The 20,018-nt window shown below is 70.6% G+C and carries 16 protein-coding genes; 7 read left to right on the top strand and 9 right to left on the bottom strand.

Going from position 1 to position 20,018, the window contains the following annotated elements:
• Positions 1-2 precede the first annotated feature (2 nt).
• Together AC5Y31_RS08310 and AC5Y31_RS08305 are read right to left on the bottom strand one after the other, a co-directional pair.
• Positions 3-1,307 (bottom strand): PPE family protein, SVP subgroup, encoded by a 1,305-nt coding sequence (locus AC5Y31_RS08310; protein ID WP_499979551.1) that lies wholly within the window; start codon positions 1,305-1,307, stop codon positions 3-5.
• 110 nt (positions 1,308-1,417) lie between these two features.
• Complete coding sequence (locus tag AC5Y31_RS08305) at positions 1,418-3,199, bottom strand: hypothetical protein (RefSeq protein ID WP_499979756.1); 1,782 nt, start codon at positions 3,197-3,199, stop codon at positions 1,418-1,420.
• A 44-nt stretch (positions 3,200-3,243) separates the two neighbouring features.
• On the opposite strand from AC5Y31_RS08305, the gene AC5Y31_RS08300 reads away from it, so the two are divergent.
• Together AC5Y31_RS08300 and AC5Y31_RS08295 are read left to right on the top strand one after the other, a co-directional pair.
• Positions 3,244-4,188 carry an NAD-dependent epimerase/dehydratase family protein gene (locus tag AC5Y31_RS08300; protein ID WP_499979549.1) on the top strand — a complete coding sequence of 315 codons (945 nt, stop codon included), beginning with the start codon at positions 3,244-3,246 and terminating at the stop codon, positions 4,186-4,188.
• A gap of 146 nt (positions 4,189-4,334) precedes the next feature.
• Positions 4,335-8,870 (top strand): HAD-IC family P-type ATPase, encoded by a 4,536-nt coding sequence (locus AC5Y31_RS08295; protein ID WP_499979548.1) that lies wholly within the window; start codon positions 4,335-4,337, stop codon positions 8,868-8,870.
• A gap of 12 nt (positions 8,871-8,882) precedes the next feature.
• On the opposite strand, the gene AC5Y31_RS08290 is transcribed toward AC5Y31_RS08295, so the two are convergent.
• The 4 genes from AC5Y31_RS08290 to AC5Y31_RS08275 form a co-directional block, all read right to left on the bottom strand.
• Positions 8,883-9,056: an Rv1535 domain-containing protein gene (locus AC5Y31_RS08290; protein ID WP_165607336.1), complete on the bottom strand. Its 174-nt coding sequence runs from the start codon at positions 9,054-9,056 to the stop codon at positions 8,883-8,885.
• Between the two features lie 72 nt (positions 9,057-9,128).
• The gene (locus AC5Y31_RS08285; RefSeq protein WP_065024699.1) at positions 9,129-9,488 is read right to left on the bottom strand and encodes a DUF2304 domain-containing protein; all 360 of its coding nucleotides are present in this window, start codon (positions 9,486-9,488) and stop codon (positions 9,129-9,131) included.
• Positions 9,485-10,210, bottom strand: a complete 726-nt coding sequence (gene ppgS, locus AC5Y31_RS08280) for a polyprenyl-phospho-N-acetylgalactosaminyl synthase PpgS (protein WP_301633086.1) — start codon at positions 10,208-10,210, stop codon at positions 9,485-9,487. The genes AC5Y31_RS08285 and ppgS overlap by 4 nt, the downstream gene beginning before the upstream one ends.
• An 8-nt stretch (positions 10,211-10,218) precedes the next feature.
• Positions 10,219-11,490 carry a hypothetical protein gene (locus tag AC5Y31_RS08275; protein WP_499979754.1) on the bottom strand — a complete coding sequence of 424 codons (1,272 nt, stop codon included), beginning with the start codon at positions 11,488-11,490 and terminating at the stop codon, positions 10,219-10,221.
• A gap of 102 nt (positions 11,491-11,592) precedes the next feature.
• On the opposite strand from AC5Y31_RS08275, the gene AC5Y31_RS08270 reads away from it, so the two are divergent.
• A complete protein-coding gene (locus AC5Y31_RS08270; RefSeq protein WP_065024701.1) occupies positions 11,593-12,603 on the top strand; it encodes a TerC/Alx family metal homeostasis membrane protein in 1,011 nt (336 codons plus the stop codon).
• Here the strand turns inward: AC5Y31_RS08270 and AC5Y31_RS08265 are convergent.
• The gene (locus tag AC5Y31_RS08265; protein WP_065024702.1) at positions 12,592-13,029 is read right to left on the bottom strand and encodes a nitroreductase/quinone reductase family protein; all 438 of its coding nucleotides are present in this window, start codon (positions 13,027-13,029) and stop codon (positions 12,592-12,594) included. The two genes, AC5Y31_RS08270 and AC5Y31_RS08265, sit on opposite strands and share 12 nt — an antisense overlap.
• 106 nt (positions 13,030-13,135) lie before the next feature.
• On the opposite strand from AC5Y31_RS08265, the gene AC5Y31_RS08260 reads away from it, so the two are divergent.
• Positions 13,136-13,891 carry a TetR/AcrR family transcriptional regulator gene (locus tag AC5Y31_RS08260; protein ID WP_499979543.1) on the top strand — a complete coding sequence of 252 codons (756 nt, stop codon included), beginning with the start codon at positions 13,136-13,138 and terminating at the stop codon, positions 13,889-13,891.
• On the opposite strand, the gene AC5Y31_RS08255 is transcribed toward AC5Y31_RS08260, so the two are convergent.
• Positions 13,885-14,373 (bottom strand): inorganic diphosphatase, encoded by a 489-nt coding sequence (locus AC5Y31_RS08255; RefSeq protein WP_065024704.1) that lies wholly within the window; start codon positions 14,371-14,373, stop codon positions 13,885-13,887. The genes AC5Y31_RS08260 and AC5Y31_RS08255 overlap by 7 nt on opposite strands.
• 9 nt (positions 14,374-14,382) lie before the next feature.
• A complete protein-coding gene (locus AC5Y31_RS08250; protein ID WP_499979542.1) occupies positions 14,383-16,431 on the bottom strand; it encodes a transposase in 2,049 nt (682 codons plus the stop codon).
• 232 nt (positions 16,432-16,663) lie between these two features.
• Here AC5Y31_RS08250 and dacB point away from each other — a divergent pair, with 232 nt between their 5' ends.
• Genes dacB through tilS form a run of 3 tightly spaced genes read left to right on the top strand, consistent with a single transcriptional unit; the run spans position 16,664 to position 20,009 of the window.
• Positions 16,664-18,040 carry a D-alanyl-D-alanine carboxypeptidase/D-alanyl-D-alanine endopeptidase gene (gene dacB, locus AC5Y31_RS08245; protein ID WP_499979540.1) on the top strand — a complete coding sequence of 459 codons (1,377 nt, stop codon included), beginning with the start codon at positions 16,664-16,666 and terminating at the stop codon, positions 18,038-18,040.
• Positions 18,037-19,071, top strand: coding sequence for a zinc-dependent metalloprotease (locus AC5Y31_RS08240; RefSeq protein WP_301633097.1), 1,035 nt, complete (start codon positions 18,037-18,039; stop codon positions 19,069-19,071). Before dacB ends, AC5Y31_RS08240 begins: the two co-directional genes overlap by 4 nt.
• The gene (gene tilS, locus AC5Y31_RS08235; RefSeq protein WP_499979539.1) at positions 19,050-20,009 is read left to right on the top strand and encodes a tRNA lysidine(34) synthetase TilS; all 960 of its coding nucleotides are present in this window, start codon (positions 19,050-19,052) and stop codon (positions 20,007-20,009) included. Before AC5Y31_RS08240 ends, tilS begins: the two co-directional genes overlap by 22 nt.
• Positions 20,010-20,018 lie beyond the last annotated feature (9 nt).

The raw sequence follows: 20,018 nt of genomic DNA, 5'->3' as shown, positions 1-20,018 counted from the left end.
ATTCATTCGTCAACAAAGTGTTCGATGACGCGTTCGCGTTGTTTGTGGAACTCATCGTCGGTCAGCACGCCGGAGTCGCGCAGTTCTGCCAGGCCGCGCAGTTCGGCGAGAACCTCGACGCCGGTCACCTCATCGGGGCGTGCTGCGGGTTCTTTGTCTTCTGGGACCGCTTTGGCCGCCGCGGTGGGGTTGGGCTGGGTGATCACCGCTGCTCGACGGCCCGGGGCCACCGTGGCGGCCATGGCGCGGCCGGCCATGGTGGCCAGAGCCATCTCGGCATAAGGCGCTTCGGCTCCGGCAGCCGCGGCGGCTGCTGCGGCGGTACTGGATTGTGCTGACAGCAAAGCGACTTCGCGCAGCGCTGAGGGGGCGGCGGCCGCCCAGGCCTGGGGCACCGACAGCCCGCCCAGCGGCACCGCCTTGCCCATGCTGGCCCAGATCGCACCCACCCGGCCGGCACCGCTCAGGCCGGCCGCCGGCAGCGCGGCGGCGGGGCCGAGACCGCCCACCGGCGGGGCCAGCCCCAACAGTCCGCCGGCCGGTGTCGTCTGGCCGATCAGGCCCAGCCCGCTCGCGGCGCCGAACTCACCGGTGATGCCCAGACCGGCGAACGGCCCCAGGCTGGCAGCTTCGATCGCCAGCCCGCCGAATTCCAGACCCGCGCCGCCGCCCTCGAAGGGAGCGATGCTGTCCACCTCGATGACCGCGACCAGCAGGTCCAGCAACAAGCCGGGCGCGCCGGCGCCTTCGTACGACCCCGATGCGTCGGTGGGGCCGAGGGGCTGCGAATTGTGTTGCGGTGCGGTGAAGGTGGGCAGTTGGGTGGCGGTGGCGGCGGTGCCGGCGTAGCCGTACATGGCGGTGGCGTCTTGGGCCCACATTTCGGCGTAGAGGGCTTCGTTGGCGGCGATGGCGGCGGTGTTTTGGCCGAGGAGGTTGGTGGCGGTCAGGGTGGCCAGCTGGGTGCGGTTGGCGGCGATGACGGCCGGTGGCACGGTCATGGCGAAGGCGGTTTCGTAGGCGGCTGCGGCGGCGTTGGCGTGGGTGCCGGCTTGGCCGGCTTGGGCGGCGGTGGTGCTCATCCAGGCGGCATAGGGGGCTGCGGCGGCGGCCATGGCGGTGGCGGCGGGGCCTTGCCAGGTTTCGTCGGTGAGTCCGGCGATGACGGTGCGGTAGGAGTTGGCTGCTGATTCCAGTTCGGCGGCCATGGTTTTCCAGGCACTGGCGGCGGCGCGGATCGGGCCGGATCCGGCCCCGGAATACATCAGCGCAGAGTTGACCTCCGGCGGCAACGCTGCAAAATTCATCGGCTACTCCTCAAATCGCCGATATCCGAAGGTATTTCCGGCCGCAGTGGCCGGGCAACTCAAGAGCCGAGACTCATAGGAAACGCATATCTGCGCTTGTTCGCAGCGCGTTAGCGCGGTGCGACGTAGCCGACCGGTCCCGACGCGATACACACCGACAGTGCCGCGGTATCGGCGCGCGCGGTGAGGTTGTAGCCGGCGCCGGGAAGCCGCACGTAGACCCGATTGAGTCCCGGGCGCACCTTGACCCGGACCTCGGGGCCGTCGGACAGCGCCAGCGTCATCGCACCGTCGACGTTGGCCAGGTAGTTGATCTCGGCGGTCCAGTCGGCCGGCAGCAGCGGACCGTCGAGCCCCAGCGTGGCCGGCAGGTCCGGCTGCACCAGATAGCCGCAGCGCGGCACCGGCCCGGCCACGATGGACCGAACCCAGGTCACCTGCGCGTCGGTCAGCATCCCCGCGCTGGTGAGCATCCGCAACTGCGTTGTCGCCGAAGCGAATTCCGGCCGGTCACGAACCAGGGCGAACAGGTGACTGGCCAGGTTCTCCGGGTAGACGACCCGCTGCAGCACCAGCGGGTCGACCTCCTGATCGAGCAGCGGCGCATCGGAGTCGGCGCGGGCCGCGGCCAGGCCGTGCCGGGCGTTGGTCAGATACGCCCGGGCCGGGTCATCGCGCCAGCGGGCCAGGAACGTCACCGTCGAGTACAGGCTGCTGGCGGTGAAGGCCACCGCCAGGCCGGTCACCGCCACGGTGCGCAACGGCGAGGCGTCCAGCCACCGCGATGACTCCCGGTTGGGCGCACACAATCCGACGGCGCCCAGGATCGCCAGCACCACGACCAGATCGGCCAGGTAGCGCAGGGTCTGGGCCAGCTCCAGCGCGGTGAACGCCGAGGACCGCATCAGGTAGATCGGGACCTGGCAGGCCGCGGCGTAGCCAAGCGCGGCCAGCCACACCGGCGCCAGCCGATGCTTGCGCGCCAGCGACACCGCCAGCAGCCCCGCCAGCACCAGCCAGCCCAGCGTCATCACCACCGGGCCCGGTAGGGCCCACGGCGAGGCCGGCGCCCAGCGCGCCCACGTCCACGGGCCACCGGCCAGGCTCGGGATGATGCCGTGGGTGATCGAGCGCAGGAGCAGCTCGCGGGTCATGTCCAGGTCGAAGGTCCAGCGCTTCTGGTTGACCACCGCCAGGTATACCGCGATCCAGCCACCGGTCACCGCCAGCGTCGCCGTCCACAGCCGGGGCCCGGCCCGCCAGGCCTGCGCGATCGCACTCAGTGGCCGTTCCCCGGCCACGTAGCGCAGCAGTGCCGCCACGCTGAACGCCACGAACGGGATCACCGCGGCCTTCTCAAAGAACAGCAGGCCGCCTGCGTAGGCCAAGGTGCCGGTGAGCGCGTAGCGGCGGCTTCCGGTGCGCGCCAACAGGATCGCGTCGGCGCAGACCCAGGCCAGCGCGGCCAGCATGGGCAGTGCGTTCAACGCCGCCGCCCACCACGCGAACGCCGGCAGGCCCAGCGGACAGAACAGTGCGAAGGTCAGCGGCACCAGCAGCACCGGCCGCCAGCCCAGAATCACCCACAGCGCCCGCAGCAGCGCACCGGACGCCAGCAGCTGCAGCACCACCAGGCTGGCCGCCGGCGCCGCCCACTGCAACGGCCAGGCCCGGCTCAGCGCACCGGCCACCAGATACGCCCCCGGCATCACATGACCGTCGTGATCGTCGAACAGATATGCCGGTGACAGCAGATCGTGGGTGCCGGCCCGGCCGATCAGGATCAGGTCGTCCCAGTAGAAGTAGCCGCCGAAGGCCACCACCGCCCGGACCACCAGTTGCGCGGCCAGCAACACCACCGCCGCCCAGCAGACCCAGGGCAGGGCGGCCATCCGGGTGCGCATCCGTCTTTCTTACCTGTCGGTATGGTGGCCCGGTGCGAGCACTGGTCACCGGAGCAGCCGGATTCATCGGATCAACGCTGGTCGACCGCCTGCGGGCGGACGGGCACCCGGTCGTCGGACTGGACAATTTCGCGACCGGGCGGGCCACCAACATCGAGCACCTGACCGGAGACGCTGACTTCAGCTTTGTCGAGGCCGACATCGTCACCGCCGACCTGGGCGAGGTGCTGGAGCGCTCCCGCCCGGAGGTGATCTTCCATTTGGCCGCCCAGATCGACGTGCGCCATTCGGTGGCTGACCCACAGCACGACGCCTCGGTCAACGTGGTCGGGACCATCCGGCTCGCCGAGGCGGCCCGCGCCGCGGGCGTGCGCAAGATCGTGCACACCTCCTCGGGCGGGTCGATCTACGGCACCCCGCCGCGCTATCCGACCCGCGAGGACGATCCCACCGACCCGGCTTCGCCCTATGCCGCCGGCAAGGTGGCCGGTGAGATCTACCTCAACACCTTCCGGCACCTCTACGGGCTGCAGTGTTCGCACATCGCGCCGGCCAACGTCTATGGCCCCCGGCAGGATCCGCACGGCGAGGCCGGCGTGGTGGCGATCTTCGCCCAGGCCCTGCTGAAGGGCGCGCCGACCAAGGTGTTCGGGGACGGATCCAACACCCGCGACTATGTGTTCGTCGACGACGTGGTGGACGCCTTCGTGCGGGCGGCCGGCGGGGGAGGCGACGGGCAGCGGTTCAACGTCGGGACCGGGGTGGAAACCTCGGACCGGCAACTGCATTCGGCGGTAGCCGCCGCGGTCGGCGCACCCGATGACCCGGAGTTCCACCCGCCGCGGCTGGGTGACCTGAAGCGGTCCTGTCTGAACATCGACCGGGCGCGTGAGGTGCTGGGTTGGCAACCGCAGGTCGCGCTGGCCGACGGGGTGGCGCGCACGGTGGCTTATTTCCGGCAGGTGAAGTCGGCCTGAACTTTTGTGGCATACTTCGTCGACGGAGGGGAGTATTCCTTCGCTGCAGTGTCGTCAACTCGTCGCCCGTCATCGGACGACCGGTGCTGCGGGCCGGTGGCCGGCGGAAGAGACCTCCAGCGCATCACAGACGCTGGAGGTAACCCATGGACGTGTTCTCGATCGGCCGCTTCGGTCTGGACGCCGTCGGCACGGTGGCATCGGCCAGCCTGGACCTCGCGGCCATCCCGCTGCGCGAAGGCGCCAAAATCCTGGCCGGTGAGCGCTCCGACCTGACCCGCCGGCGTAGCTGGCGGGGTGCCGGGCGGGCCTGGATCGAAGTCCGGGGGCTCGACGGCGACGGCCCCGACCTCGGCCCCGCGGTGCTCGAAGCCCTGCAAGACCGGCCGGGGGTCACCTCGGTGCGGCTGAACCGCCCGCTGTCCCGGGTGGTCGTCGAGATCGATGACGGCACATCCCTGGCGGAGTTGTGCGCCGCGGTCGAAGGCGTCGAAAACGCTGCCGAGCTCAGCGCAACCGACGGTGCTGCGCTGCCGGGCGACGGGCTGTTGTTGGCCGCCAAGGGAGCAATGGTCGGCGCCAACGCGGTCGGGCTGGCAATCGCGACGGCGGGCAGCGTGCTGCGCTGGCCGGCCGCGCCCAAGATCTTCGATGCCGCAGCGTCGGTGGCCCGCTATCAGCCGCTGGTCCGCAACGCGCTGGAAAGCCGGATCGGGCGCGCCAGAACCGACACCGTGCTCTCACTGGCCTCGCTCGGATCGCACGTCATCACCATGTCGCCGGCGATCCTCGCGGTGGACCTGATGGTGGAGGGACTCAAAGCCGCCGAGTCCCGCGCCGGCGCGGTGGCGTGGAACCGCTACGAGCCGGAACTGGCCCGCTATGCCGAGCACCCCGACGTCTACACCGCTGCGCGTCCGGTCCCGCGTCCGGACGGCGCGGTGGAACGCCACCTGAAACGTACGGCGCTGGCGCAGGTGGTCGGGGCCGGAGTGGTGGGGGCGCTGACCCGCAACCTGGACATGACCTCGAACGCGATCCTGGCGGCCTCCCCGAAAGCGGTGCGCACCAGCTGCGAGTCCTTCGCCGCGACTTTGGGCCAGGGCCTGGCGGACCAGCACGGCGTGCTGCCGCTGCGGCCGGACAGCCTGCGCCGCCTCGACAAGGTCGACACCTTGCTCATCGACCCGCGGGTGCTGGCCGGCGAACAACGCCGGGTGGTGCAGATCCGTGGCGCCGGTGAGCATGAGCTGCCGCTGGCGTGGCGACACGCGCAGAGCCTGCTCGACAAGCCCGGGCTGCGTCCGGGCTGGCACCGGGTACCGCGGATGACCGCACGAGGCGCGGGCCGCAAGGATCCGGTGGAGGCGCTGATCCTGCCCGCGCACCACGCGTTGGCCTCGGCGGTGGTGCTCGAGGCGCGTGCCTCCGGAGCAGAACTGGTCACGGTGGACACCGACATCCTGGGCGAGCTGCGCCCCGGCTTCGACGACGTGCATGCGCTGCCCGCCGACCAGGACATCGACGCGGCACTGGCCACGGCGGTGACCGAGCTGCAGCAGGCCGGCCGCACCGTGGCGGTGCTATCCGGTGTCGCGGCGCAGGCCTTGGCGTCGGCCGATCTGGGCCTGGGCGTCATGCCGGAGGCCGGCGCCGACACCGCACCGCCGTTTTACGCAGACCTGCTGCTGGCCGACCTGGCCGGCGCCTGGCAGGTGCTGCGCGCACTGCCGGCTGCGCGCGAGGCCAGCGAGCGCGGTGTCGCGATCTCGATCGGCGCCTCCACGATCGCCGGGCTGCTGCTGGTGCGCGGGGTCCGGGCGACGATCCCCGGTCTCGGGTCTGGCCACGGCCGCGGCCCCGGACCGGTGACCATCGGCGCGGGCGCCGGGATGCTGTCGGGCTACCTGCTGGCCCGCCGCACGCTGCGGGCTCGCGCACCGCAGCCGGCGCCGGCCTACGAGTGGCACGCCATGTCGGTCGAGCAGGTGCGGGAACTGCTGACCCCGGAGCAGCTGACACCACTGGCCGAGCGGGCGCCGGCCGAGACGGCGTCGCAGGGCATGTTCTGGCCGTTCCTGCACGCCGTGCGCGCCGAACTGTCCGACCCGATGACCCCAATCCTGGCGTTGTGTTCGGCGGCGACGGCCATGTTGGGTTCGCCGATCGACGCCGTCATGGTGGGGACGGTGCTCACCGGCAACGCCATGCTGGCGGCTTATCAGCGCCTGCGGGCCGAGAACCGGCTGAACATCCTGCTGGCGCAGCAGGCCCCGCCGGCGCGGGTCGTGCTGGCCGGTGCCGACGGCACCCGGGAGTACCGCGAGATCGTCGCCGAGCAACTGCTGCCCGGTGACCTGATCGAGGTGCGCAGCAACGAGGTGGTGCCCGCCGACGCCCGCCTGATCGAGGAGACCGACGTCGAGGTCGACGAGTCGTCGCTCACCGGCGAATCGCTGTCGGTCGGCAAACAACTCGAACCCACGCCGGGCGCCGAACTGGCCGAGCGCAGCTCCATGCTCTACGCGGGCTCCACCGTGATCGCCGGGAAGGCGCTGGCCATGGTGACCGCGGTGGGCGCCGACACCCAGACCCGCCGGGCCTCCGAACTGGCCTCCGGTGAGCTGCCCGAGGTCGGTCTGCAACACCACCTGTCGCAACTGATGTACCGGACCTTCCCGGTCAGTGCGGCCGGCGGCGTGGCGGTCGGCGCGCTGGGCCTGCTGCGCCAGGGCGGGCTGCGGGTGGCGCTCGGCAACGCGATCGCGGTGGCAATCGCCGCGGTCCCGGAGGGGATGCCGCTGATGGCAACCCTGGCCCAGCATTCGTCGTCGCAGCGGCTGAGCAAATCCGGTGCGCTGGTGCGCATCCCGCGCTCGGTGGAGGCGCTCGGCCGGGTCGACGTGGTCTGCTTCGACAAGACCGGAACGCTGTCCGAGAACCGGCTGCGGGTCACCACGGTGCGCCCGCTGCGCGGATATTCCGACGACGACGTGCTCGGCACCGCGGCTCAGGCAGCGCCGGCGCCCGACGGTGCGGCGCATGCGCACGCCACCGACCAGGCCATCGTCGAGGGTGCGGCCGCCGCGTCCGGCGCCCGCGCATGGACCGAGCCCGACGCGCACCTGCCGTTCCGGTCGGGCCGGGCGTTCTCGGCGTCGGTGCTGGGGTCGGAGCTGCTGGTCAAGGGAGCACCGGAAGTGGTGCTGCAGGCCTGCAAGAACGCCGGTGCCGCCGAGGAACAGCAGGTGGCCGCGATGGCCGCCCAGGGTCTGCGGGTGATCGCGGTGGCGCAGGGCACGCTGACCGCCGCACAGGTGCGCACGGTGTCGCAGGATTCCGACCGGATCGTCGAGGTGGCCGGCTCGGGGCTGACGCTGATCGGGTTCCTCGGTCTGGCCGACACCCCCCGGGCCGACGCGCCGCAGCTGCTGGCCGATCTCACCGCCCGCGGGGTGGACATCCGGATGATCACCGGCGACCACCCGATCACGGCGACCGCGATCGCCGCCGAGATGGGTGTCACCGTCGACGCCGATCAGGTCATCACCGGCTCGGAGTGGAATGCGTTGAACCGCAAGGAACAAGAGCGGGTGGTCTGCGAGCGGGTGATCTTTGCCCGGATGTCCCCGGAGAACAAGGTGCAGATCGTCCAGACGCTGGAGCGCGCCGGGCGGGTCTCGGCGATGGTCGGTGACGGCGCCAATGACGCCGCCGCCATCCGGGCCGCCACGGTGGGACTCGGTGTGGTGGCGCACGGCAGCGACTCGGCGCACACCACCGCCGACGTGGTGCTGACCGAAGGCAAGATCGGGTCGCTGATCGACGCGATCGACGAGGGCCGCCGGCTGTGGAAGGGCGTCCAGCTGGCGATCTCCGGGCTGCTCGGCGGCAACGCCGGTGAGGTGATCTTCTCCGTCATCGGCACGGCGGTCACCGGTAACTCGCCGCTGAACACTCGGCAGCTGCTGCTGATGAACACCTTGACCGACGCGTTGCCGGCCACCGCGGTGGCGGTCAGCACGCCGGCGGGCCCGATCGGCGGTGCGGTCCGCGGTCTCGACGAGAAGAAGCTGTGGCGTGCGGTGGCCTTCCGGGGCGGGGTCACCGCGGCCGCGGGCACCGCTGCCTGGGCGATGGCTTCGGTGACGGGCATGCCGCAGCGGGCCGCCACGGTGGCCCTGATCTCGCTGGTCTCCACCGAGCTGGGCCAGACCGTGGTCGATTCGCGGGCGCCGCTGGTGCTGCTCACCGCGGCCGGCTCGTTCGCCGCGTTCGCCGCGATGGTGAGCACACCGGGTGTCAGTCAGCTGCTGGGCTGCACGCCGGTCGGTCCGATCGGCTGGGCGCAGGCCCTGGGCACGGCCGCGGCAGCCACCGCCGCGGTGGCCGTGGCGAGCCGGTTCGCGGCCCCCGCGGAAGAGGACTCCGGCCTGGTAGCGGCCCCGGTAGAGGCGGCTACGCCGAACAAGGCGCTGGAGGCCATGAAGGCCCCGGCGCAGAAAGCTGCGGCGGCCAAGAAGACCCCGGCGAAGAAAGCTCCGGCGGCCAAGAAAGCTCCGGCCAAGAAAGCTCCGGCGCAGAAGACCGCGGCGGCCAAGAAGAAGGCCACCGCGAAGAAGGCCACCGCGACGAAGACGTCCGCGAAGAAGACGTCCGCGAAGCTCGAACTGGTGCGCTAAGACCCAGCCGCTTCATCCGGCCGGCCGAAGTTCTCGGACTTCGGCCGCCGGGCGCGCGGGTGCGGGATGCCGCACCTCGAGCACCCCGGCACGCCAGAGCAACGCGTACAACTCCCGGGCCGGCACCGTCAATAACGTCGCCGTGACTTCGACCAGCGGATCCGCCAGGATTTCGGTCGCCTTCATGAGCCCCAGGGTGGCCGCCGCAGCGAGACGCGGGGCAAATCTTTTGTTACCAGCAGGCCAAGAGTCGCCGAATTACTGTGTTTGTGGTTGATGCGGCGGTTCCGGCGGCTGGGCCTGCGCCAGCGCCATCACCCGCGCCAGCCGGGCATAGCGCAGTTCCAGGTCCCGAAAGCGCATGTAGGTGCTCAGCGTTGTGAAGGCGAACGCGATGATCAGGACGTAAAGCATCAGGTCGGTGCCGCGGCGCACCCCGAGCCAGTTCGCCACCACGGTGGTGTCGTCCGGGCGCAGCACCGCGTAGATGCCGGCCACCACGAACACCAGGTATCCCACTTTCACCCAGGCTCGCGATTGGGCGGACCGCCGGGACAGCAGCAGGTAGATCAACAGCGCCATCACCGCTGCGATCAGCAACACCTTGATCCAGTTCATCGCGACATCCTCTTGCGCAGCAAGCCGTCGAACATGATGTTGACGCCGTTGAGCAGCGGTTGGCCCTTCGCCTTGGAGTAGTCGGTGTAGAGCACTTCGACCGGCTCTTCGCCTACCCGCCAACCGTTTTCGGCGATCAACGCGATGAACTCCCCGGCGTGGCTCATCCCGTTCATGGTGAGGTCCAGCCCATCGGCGACCCGCCGGTTGAACACCCGCAGGCCGTTGTGGGCATCGGAGAGCCCCAGCCGGCGGATCCGCGGGTTCAGCGCCACCGCGGCCCGCAGCACCAGACGTTTGAGAAGCGGCACCGCGGCGGCGGCCTCGGGCGCGGCGAACCGGGTGCCGATGACGATGTCGAGGTCCGCGCTGTCGAGACGCTCGATCATGCGTACCACGTCGGCCACCTGGTGCTGACCGTCGGCGTCGAAGGTGGCGAACAGCCGGGCGCCGGGTTGCCGGCGGGCGAACTCCACCCCGGTCTGGATGGCCGCGCCTTGGCCGAGGTTGACCGGATGGCGCACGACGTAGGCGCCGGCGCGCCGGGCGATCGCCGCGGTGTCGTCGGTGCTGCCGTCGTCCACGCAGACCACCGAAGCGAAAACCGACCGGATTCCGGTGATCACGTCGCCGATGACGGCTGCCTCGCCGAAGGCCGGGACGATGATCCAGACGTCGGGGTGAGGGGTCTCTGACCTGGTATCGATGCCTAAAAAATACACGTCCGCACTCAGGGCGCCGCGCGTAACGCGGCCAGATGCACGGCGATTCCCACCAGCGGCCCGCACAGCAGTGCGACGACGGTTCGGGTCGGCAGGTCCAGCGGCAGCAGCAACAGCAACGTGGACGCCACCGTCGCGCCCACCCAGCCCAGCGCGTAGGCGCGATGCAGTGCCGCGGCCACGGTCGCTGCGCCGGTGAGCGTCAACAGCGCGATCGCGGTCGCCCCGATGGTCAGGCCGGCCAGCAGCAGCCCGCCGGCGTTGTAGTCCTGGCCGAATACCGTGCGCAGCAGCCACGGGCCGGCCAGGCCGGCTGCGACCGTACCTGCCGCGCCCAGCGCGGCGACGGAGGCCGCCGGCGTGGCCAGCGCGCGCAGTCGCCGTCCGCGCTGGTCGACGAAGTGCGCAATGAGGTTGCCCTGCAACGCCGTCAGCGGCACCAGCAGCGGCGCGCGGGTCACGGTGACCGCCAGGATCACCACGCCGCCCTCGGCGCCCAGTTCGCCGTAGGTGGCCTGCAGCAGCACCGGAAAACCCATCACCAGGATCGCGCTGGCCCCGGCCGCGGTGATCGAATGCGCCGCGCCGCGCAGGAAGTCCGCGGTGCCCACCGCGGTCGAAAGCCGTGCCGCCGATCGGGCCGCGGCAGACGTGACCAGCAGCAGCAGCCAAGCCACGGCGCCCGCGACGGTGGCCCACAAGAATCCCACCAGGCCCCAGCCGATGACGAAGGTCGCGGTGGCCACCGCCACCCGGATTGCCGCGTCGGTCACCATCAACGCCCCGTACTGGGTCCACCGATTGGTGCCGGCCAGCGTGCCCAGCAGGGCGGCGTGCACGGCGAAGTTGGCCAGCCCGAAGCTGAGGAGCCCCACCGACAGCCAGCGCGCCTCGACGAAGACATGGCTGCTCCACAGCGGCGAGCTGGCGGCGACCAGCCCGGCCGCCACCAGTCCGGTCAGCCCGGCCACCCACAGCGGCCGGGTGTGCCGAGGCCGAGTCGATGGGCGGCTCGCCCCGCCCTCCCGGGCGAACCGGACCTCGCGGGTGGTCTCCTGCAGCAGGCCGTTGGCTGCCCCGGTGACCAGGCCGAATGCCCCCCAGAACACGCTGAATACCGAGAAGCCGGCCGGGTCCAGGTCGCGTGCCGCCAGGTACAGCACGGTGTAGCCGCACAATGCGCTGAGCAGCGTCGCGGTACCGACCCGGGCCACACTTGCGCGGGTGACGGGGCCGGCGGGCACGCCACTGGGGACGCCGGTACCCCCGATATCGGTCACCACGGCGAAAATACTAAGCGGGCTGCGGGGTACGGTCGGGCGTCCCGCTGCACAAGGTGGCACAAGCCCCAATTCGACACTGCTCAACGACCGGAGGCCACCTTGGACCTGTCGCTGTTGGAATGGCTGGTCACGTTCGCGGGACTGGCCGCGGTACTCGGCTTCGACCTGTTCCTGGTCGCCCGCCGGGTGCATGAGCCGTCGATCCGTGAGGTCGCGACCCGGCTGACGTTCTACATCAGCTTGGCGGTGGCGTTCGGCGTCTGGGTGTGGTGGCACCACGGCGCGAAGTACGGCATGCAGTTCTTCGCCGGCTGGCTCACCGAGTACAGCCTGTCGGTGGACAACCTGTTCGTCTTCGTGATCATCATGAACAGCTTCAACGTGCCCAAGAAGTACCGGCAGGAGGCGTTGTTCGTCGGCATCGTTCTGGCGCTGTCGTTTCGGGCGGTGTTCATCGCGCTGGGCGGTGTCGCCGTGCAACGGCTGTCCTGGACGTTCTACCTGTTCGGCGCCTTTATGGCCTACACCGCGATCAAACTGCTGCGCCACAGCGACCACGGTGTGGCCGGCGGCGACCACGGCGGCGGAACCGGCGGCAACAACATCGTGGTGCGGTTCGCCCGCACCCACTTCAACGTCACCGATCGGTGGGCCGGGGTGCGGTTCTTCGTCCGCGACCGCAGCGGGGCGTGGGCCGTCACCCCGATGTTCCTGGTGGCGCTGGCGCTGGGCACCACCGACCTGGTGTTCGCGATGGACTCCATCCCGGCCATCTACGGGCTGACCCGCCAGCCCTACCTGGTGTTCACCGCCAATGTGTTCGCCCTGATGGGGTTGCGTCAGCTCTACTTCATTCTCGGCAAGCTGCTGAACCGGTTCGTGTACCTGTCCATGGGCCTGGCCCTGATCCTGGGGTTCATCGGGGTGCGGATGGTGCTGCACGCGCTACGCACCAACGAGGTGTGGTTCATCAACGGCGGCCGGAACTTCAACGTCCCGGAGATTCCCACGCCGGCGAGTCTGGCTGTCGTGGTCGGGGTGCTGGTGCTGACGACCGTGGCCAGCTTGTACCGGACCCGGGGGGCCTCCACCAGCCCGTCACCCGAGTGAGAAGACGGGCAGCGAGGCCGCCGCACGACGGAGGTCGTCGTCGCTGGACTGCGGCGTCAGACCCGCCATGTGTCCCTTGACTTGCCAGTACCAGCGCTGCAGATAGGCGCGCAGCAGCGCCGGTTTGTCGTCGTCGCCGACTTCGGTGACCCGGGTGGTTGCGGGGCGCCAGCGTGGGCCGAGCTGCACCTGGCCGGCGGCCCGCACGTTGCGGACCCATTCGGTGTTGCCGCGCGGCGCGACGAGGTAGTCGATGCCGTCGACGGTCAGCACGTTGACCACGACGCCGCGGCGCTTGCCGGTCTTGCGGCCGCGGACGGCGAGTGCGCGGGTGCCGGCAATGCTGAGGCCCGCTTCGGCGAGCCGGCGGATCACAGCGTTGGCGAACCGGGCCGGTGCGCTGGGTCGGTCGTATCGGGTGGCCATCTCGCGTCCTTCCGTTATGAGAGCAGTGCTCTCGTTTAGAGCGATCCTGACACGGCGGCCTTGAAAAAACAAGAGCGGTGCTCGCGGATCTGGCAGACTGGCCCGAGTGGGCAAACGGCAGGAGTCGCGGGAACGCATCGAAGCGCAGATCGTTGAGGTCGGTCGGCGCCATCTGCTGAGCCACGGGGCGGCGGGGCTGTCCCTGCGCGCCGTCGCGCGCGACGTCGGGATGGTGTCATCGGCGGTCTACCGCTACGTGGCCAGCCGCGACGAGTTGCTCACCCTGCTGCTGGTCGACGCCTATTCGGACTTGGCCGACACGGTCGACGCCGCCCGCGCCTCGGCGCCGCCCTCGTCATCGTGGCGCGGCGACGTCGTCGCCATCGCCCACGCCGTGCGGGACTGGGCGCTCGCGCACCCGGCCCGGTGGGCACTGCTGTACGGCAGCCCGGTCCCTGGATATCACGCGCCCGCTGAACGCACCGTCGCCCCGGGCACCCGGGTGGTGCGGGTGTTCTTCGACGCGGTCTGCGACGGCATCGACGCCGGAGACATCGTCTCCGTGAATGCCGTTGCGGCGCAACCGGTGTCGTCGGACTTCGATCGCGTTCGCGAGGAATTCGGCTTCGCCGGCGATGACGCCGTCGTCGCGAAGTGCTTTTTGCTCTGGGCCGCCGTCGTCGGCGCGACCAGCCTGGAAGTGTTCGGTGGGTACGGCGCCGACACCCTGACGCAACCCGGGGCGGTGTTCGACGCCCAGCTCGGACTGCTGCTGCAGGTGTTCGCGCAGCCGCCGGATCAACGCGACGGTTCCAGCTTCGGCTCTCCTTCGTCGAGCCTCGCTAAACCGCCGGATCAGTGACCCGAGGTCTTGAACCGTTCGATCGACCGGGAGACTTCGGCTTCGGCCTCGGCGCGGCCCACCCAGTCGGCGGCCTTGACGAACTTGCCCGGCTCGAGGTCCTTGTAGTGCACGAAGAAGTGCTTGATCGCGTCCAGTTCGTGCTCCGGGACATCACCGATGTCGGAGATGTGGTCCCAGCGGTGGTCACCGGCCGGCACGCACAGCACCTTGTCGTCGCCGCCGGCCTCGTCGGTCATCCGGAACATCCCGACCGGGCGGGCCTCCACCAGCACGCCGGGAAACACCGACTGCGGCAGCAGCACCATGGCGTCCAGCGGGTCGCCGTCCTCGCCGAGGGTGTCCTCGATGAAGCCGTAGTCGGCGGGGTAACCCATCGGCGTGTACAGGTAGCGGTCGAGCTTGACCCGCCCGGTGGCGTGGTCGACCTCGTACTTGTTGCGCTGGCCCTTGGGGATTTCGATGGTCACGTCGAATTGCACCGCGTCAGTCTAAGAGTCGGTTCGTGAGTCGGCTCGCGCGGACTGCTGAATCGTCGGGTTCTTGCTGGTCCGCCTGTGCCGCCGACGTCCCCAGGTGTAGCCGTGGGATCTGTTGCGGGGTAGGGCGGTGCGTTGCCCTTGTCCGGCAGCGGCCCCACCGCTGGGGCTGCCATCCTCACCATTTCCGGCTGTTGCAGCCGGGTTGTGGTGGATGGTTGACCGGACCGGCCCCTCTTGCTGGGCCGTCTCCCGGATGACCGGGAAGTCTTGGGCGCGACCGGCGAGCACAGTGGTGTGCAGTCGTTCGCGCAGGGCGTGGTCGATGGTGGCGGTGCGCGGGTCGGCGGGATCGGCGAGTGTGACGGTCGAAGCCATCGCGGCACTGACCAGGTCGCGGTCGCCTTCGACACCGCACGGGCAGGCGTGCCACCGTCGGGAGAGGTCCTTCTTGGCGCGGGCACCGCAGGTGCAGTGCTGTGACAAGGCGGTGGCGAACGTCGATGCCCGCAAGAGTGCGCCACCGGTCGCAATGCATTCGTCTGCGAGGTGGGCGACCATCCGGCCAGGTGTGAACACGGCGATGGCCCGGCCCCAGTACCGCGACCACGTGCCGATATTGACGTCCTCGGTGACCAGGCGCGGCCCGTGCACGGCGACGATCGCCTGGGCGGTCTGACGGGCAAAGGCATCCTTGCGGCGACTCGTCGCCGACGCAGCCGCGGCGTGGTCGGCCCGCACGCGCCGATAGGCGCGCGAGACTGAGTCTCGCCGGTAGGCCTGCTTCGGGATACCTCGGCTGTTGGCGACTCGGGCACCGCCCGGTACGTCCACGGCCTTCGTCGTGAGTGCTGCGCCGTGGCGGCGTTCGGCTCTGGCCTGCTGCTTGTTTGACAACCGATACTGGCCGGTGTTGCTGGCCCGCCGTGAACGGTCCAGGGCACGCATCCGGTCGCGGGCCTTCTTGGCTTCCCGCCTGGTCGCCTCACGTTGGGTCTCGGTGGCGGTGACATGAGAGGTGCGCAGCCCCGGCTCGTCCCTGTCGGCGTCGATGCTGACGACGGCGATGCTGGAGACGTTGCCGTCCACACCCCCGAGTCGGCCCCTGGGCGCCTGGGCACGTATCGCGGCGGTGGTGGGTCCGGCCCAGCCGGCACCAAGGATCATTAGGTGGGCTTGATAGCGCCAACCGCCAGGAGCCCGCCGATCCCGAACCCGACACAAATCGATCTTGTGCCACGCGGACCGGTCGTGCAGGAAATGCGCCACCCGGTTGAACTGGCCCGACCCTTGCGCCAGCCGAACCGAAAGCACAAGGTCTCCGCCGGGCAGCCCGGTATAGATCACCGCTAGCGGCCCGTCGTACTCCCACCACGAGCCGACTCCCCGGGTTGGGGTCGGCAGGCACTTGGGCTGAGCCATGGCACTGCTGCCGGGTTCAAGTGCGGCGGCCTCGTCCACGGTGCGCTCGTCCCCAAACTGGTTGAGGTGGCCTTGCAGCGAGCCGACGAGCCGGTAAGTTTCCCACACCGGCTGCGGCTTCGTGTGCGAGCGAGCACGCCCGGGAATGCGGGTGAAGTCCCACCACGACCCGACCCTGGGCATCCCGTGCCGCCTGCCGGTCGAGTCCCCGAACAAGAACCGGTCGCACGACTCCCACACCTCATCGGCGACATGCAGGGCCGTTGCCTTGGTGAAGTGGTGACGCATCCAACCGGCTCGCTCCACGTGGACCTTCGCCCGTTCCTCAACGGCCTTGCGATTCAACCCCAGCCGCCCGCGCGTGGCCTTCGCGCCAGCCGCGCTGCGCTCATGCGATGAGGCCAGGTAGGCGCGACATGAAGCACCTGCGCCGCGCTGCAATGCGCGTCGTAGCCGAAAGACCGCATCCCAGTGCCTTTCCAATCGGCGCCGCATCACGGGGTCACCGGACAAGTCGAGTTGCAGCGCGATCACGGCCACCTGCTCGGGCCGACGCCAGTTCGCGGCCTTCGACTTGCCGCGCGTGCGCGGCAGGACTAAGGCACCGGCCCCAGTAGCGGTCCGCGCGGAGGGAATCACGTCCTGATTGTGTCGTGGGTGTCTGACACATCCCCCGCGCACGGGTGGCGGACTTGCGGAAGCTCCCCTAACCCCCTAACCCACGTTGCGACGCAATCAACCTCGCTGTCCCATGCGTCGCGTTCCTCGGAATCTCAGGCTGACTCATCTCTGAATCAACTCCGAGAGCGGCCCGCATTCATGCCCGGACTCCGCCCGTCCGGCACAATTGGCCCCGACAGGCAGGAGAGACATGGACTCCACTCGGTGGCGACGCAGCAGCACCCGGCTGGGTATTGCCGCAGCGGTCCTGGCGCTGGCCGCGGCCGTGGTGGTGCTGGCAGCAGTCGTGCTTCCGGATGAGTCCGGTGCGGGCGCGCATTCCATGCCGCCGGCGCCGTTGGCGACCGCCAACCCGGGGGTGGTGCCGGTCACCGACGATGCCCCGGTTCCGACGGGCAGCGCCTTGGCGGCGGCCATGTCGGCCGCGTTGGCCGACCCCAACCTGGGCCGGCTCACCGGCCGGATCACCGACGCGCTGAGCGGCAAGGCGCTGTGGACGCAGCAGGAAGATCTGCCGATGCAGCCGGCGTCGACCAACAAGGTGCTCACCGCGGCGGCCGCACTACTGGCGCTGGATCTCGGCGCCCGCGTCACCACCAGGGTGATCACCGGGGACCAGCCCGGCGTCGTGGTGCTGGTCGGCGACGGCGACCCGACGCTGTCGACGGCCGAGGTCGGCCAAGACACCTGGTACCGCGACGCCGCCCGGATCAGCGACCTGGCCGATCAGGTCCGCCGCAGCGGAGTGACGCCTACCGAGGTCCAGGTCGACACGTCGGCGTTCACCGGCCCCAGCATGGCGCCGGGTTGGGATCCCGACGACATCGAAGGGGGCGACATCGCCCCGATCGAGTCGGTGATGGTCGACGGCGGCCGCACCCAGCCGACCACCGTGGAGTCCCGGCGGTCGCTGACCCCGGCTCTGGACGCCGGACAGGCGCTGGCCGCGGCGCTCGGCGTCGACACCGGCAAGGTCAGCATCGCAACAAGTTCGGTGACCGGCCGCGAACTGGGTTCGGTCTCCTCGGCGCCGCTGGTGGTGCGGCTGGGCGAGATGATGAACGCCTCGGACAACGTGATGGCCGAAAGCATCGCCCGGGAGGTGGCCGCGGCGATGGGCCGGCCGCGGTCCTTCGCCGGTGCGGTCGAGGCAGTCACCAACCGGCTGGCCACCGCCCACATCGCGGTCAGCGGGGCCACGCTGATGGACGCCAGCGGGCTGTCCGTCGACGACCGCTTGTCGGCGCGAACACTGGACGCTGTGGTGCAGGCGGCGGCCGGTCCCGACCAGCCCGAGCTGCGGCCGCTGCTGGACATGCTGCCGGTCGCCGGCGGCAGCGGCACCCTGTCCGAGCGTTTCCTCAACCCGAAAGCCGGGCGCGGCGCGGCCGGCTGGCTGCGGGCCAAGACCGGCTCGCTGACCCGCACGAACGCGCTGGCCGGAGTCGTCACCGACCGCGACCGTCGGGTGCTGACGTTCGCGTTCATCTCCAACGACGCCGGGCCGACCGGGCGCACCGCGATCGACGCGCTGGCCGCGGTGCTTCGGACCTGCGGATGCGGATGAGCGAGCTCGATATCGGACGCGCGGTGGACTGGGGGTTCGCCGCAACCGTCGGCGGCTGGCTGGCGCGCCCGGCGCCGCCGATGACCGACTACACCCGCGAACAGGTGATCGGCGACCTGCACCGCAGCGCCGCGTCCGCCGAACCGCTGGTGCGTGAGGTGACCGGATTGGGCGCCGACGGTCCGGTCCCGGAGGCGCGTGTTATCGACCGGCCCCAGTGGATCGCCGCGGCGGCGGAGTCGATGCGGCTGATGACCGGCGGCACCGAGAAGTCCGCCGGGTTCCTCACCGGCCGGCTGGCCGGGGCGCAGACCGGCGCGCTGCTGGCGTTCGTCTCCTCGGGCATCCTCGGCCAGTACGACCCGTTCTGTCCCGGCGGCGGCGCGCTGCTGCTGGTCTACCCCAACGTGATCGCCGTCGAGCGGCAGCTGCGGGTGACACCGGCCGACTTCCGGCTGTGGGTGTGCCTGCACGAGGTGACTCACCGGGTGCAGTTTTCGGTGAACCCGTGGCTGCCGGGCTACATGTCAGACGCACTGGCGGTGCTGACCGGCGAGAGCACCCCCGATGTCACCCAGGTGGTGGGCCGGCTGGCCGACTACCTGCGCCGCGGCCGAGATGCCGCCGATGGCACTGCGCCGTCGGGGATCCTGGGCCTGGTGCGGGCCGTGCAGTCCGAGGAGCAGCGCACCGCCCTGGACCAGCTGCTGACCCTGGGCACGCTGCTCGAGGGTCACGCCGACCACGTGATGGACGCTGTCGGGCCGGCCGCGGTGCCCTCGGTGGCGATGATCCGCGACCGCTTCGAGGAACGTCGTCAGCGCAGCCAGCCGCCGCTGCAACGGTTGGTGCGGGCGCTGATCGGCCTCGACGCCAAGCTGAGTCAGTACACCCGCGGCAAGGCGTTCGTCGACGCCGTGGTCGGCCGGGTCGGCATGGACCGGTTCAACGCGGTCTGGTCGGGTCCGCAGACCCTGCCGCTGCCCGCCGAGATCGAAGAGCCGCAGCAGTGGATCGATCGGGTGCTCTAGCCCGGCTGCGCGCCGCGCTGGTGGCGTTCGCCGACCAGCAGCTGCCCGAGGGCGGCCGCTGGTGTGTGGCACTGTCGGGCGGCCCGGACTCGCTGGCCCTGACCGCCGTCGCCGCGCGCGAGCGACCCACCACGGCGCTCATCGTCGACCACCGCCTGCAAGCCGACTCGGCGCAGGTGGCCGAGCTCGCCCAAAGCCGCGCCCTTGAGCTGGGATGCGTTGCCGCACAAATCATCCCGGTGACCATCGACGGTTTTCGGGGCGGCCTGGAGGCGGCGGCACGCACTGCCCGGTACGCCGCCCTGGACCAGGCCCGCGACCAGGCTCCCGTGCTGCTGGGTCACACCCTCGACGATCAGGCCGAGACGGTGCTGCTGGGGCTGGGCCGCGGCTCGGGGCCACGCTCGATGGCCGGGATGCGGCCCTACGACCCACCGTGGTGTCGGCCATTGCTGGGGGTGCGCCGGGAGGTGACCCGGGATGCCTGCGCCGAGCTGGGCTTGACGCCGTGGCACGACCCGCACAACAGCGATCGGCGGTTCACCCGGGCGCGGCTGCGCTCCGAGGTGCTGCCGCTGCTGGAGGACGTACTCGGTGGCGGGGTCGCGCAGGCGCTGGCCCGCACCGCGACCGCGTTGCGGGAGAACACCGAGCTCATCGATGCGCTGGCCGCCCACGCGCTGCCCGATGTCGCGGACGGCCTGGACACCACCCCGCTGGCCGCCTTGCCCGGCCCGGTGCGCCGCGCGGTGATCCGGCGCTGGCTGCTGGCCGGCGGCGGCCGCGGGTTGACCGACCAGCAGATCCGGGCGGTGGAGCGGCTGGTCACGCACTGGCGCGGACAGGGCGGTGTGGCGGTCGGATCGGAGCTGCGCGAACAGCGGCTGTTCGCGGTTCGTGGCAAGGGTGTGCTGCGGCTGCACCGGGAGCCGATCTGAGCATCGGGC

It is taken from the genome of Mycobacterium sp. NGS18 (genome assembly GCF_059813185.1).
Note: the sequence above shows the minus strand (reverse complement) of the source record. Positions and strands in the feature narration are given on the sequence as shown.

Bases quoted from the DNA above. Each gene is read 5' to 3' on its own strand.
- AC5Y31_RS08310 (WP_499979551.1), bottom strand. From the start codon at position 1,307: ATGAATTTTGCAGCGTTGCCGCCGGAGGTCAACTCTGCGCTGATGTAT.
- AC5Y31_RS08305 (WP_499979756.1), bottom strand. From the start codon at position 3,199: ATGGCCGCCCTGCCCTGGGTCTGCTGGGCGGCGGTGGTGTTGCTGGCC.
- AC5Y31_RS08295 (WP_499979548.1), top strand. From the start codon at position 4,335: ATGGACGTGTTCTCGATCGGCCGCTTCGGTCTGGACGCCGTCGGCACG.
- AC5Y31_RS08290 (WP_165607336.1), bottom strand. From the start codon at position 9,056: ATGAAGGCGACCGAAATCCTGGCGGATCCGCTGGTCGAAGTCACGGCG.
- AC5Y31_RS08285 (WP_065024699.1), bottom strand. From the start codon at position 9,488: ATGAACTGGATCAAGGTGTTGCTGATCGCAGCGGTGATGGCGCTGTTG.
- AC5Y31_RS08265 (WP_065024702.1), bottom strand. From the start codon at position 13,029: ATGGCCACCCGATACGACCGACCCAGCGCACCGGCCCGGTTCGCCAAC.
- dacB (WP_499979540.1), top strand. From the start codon at position 16,664: ATGGACTCCACTCGGTGGCGACGCAGCAGCACCCGGCTGGGTATTGCC.
- AC5Y31_RS08240 (WP_301633097.1), top strand. From the start codon at position 18,037: ATGAGCGAGCTCGATATCGGACGCGCGGTGGACTGGGGGTTCGCCGCA.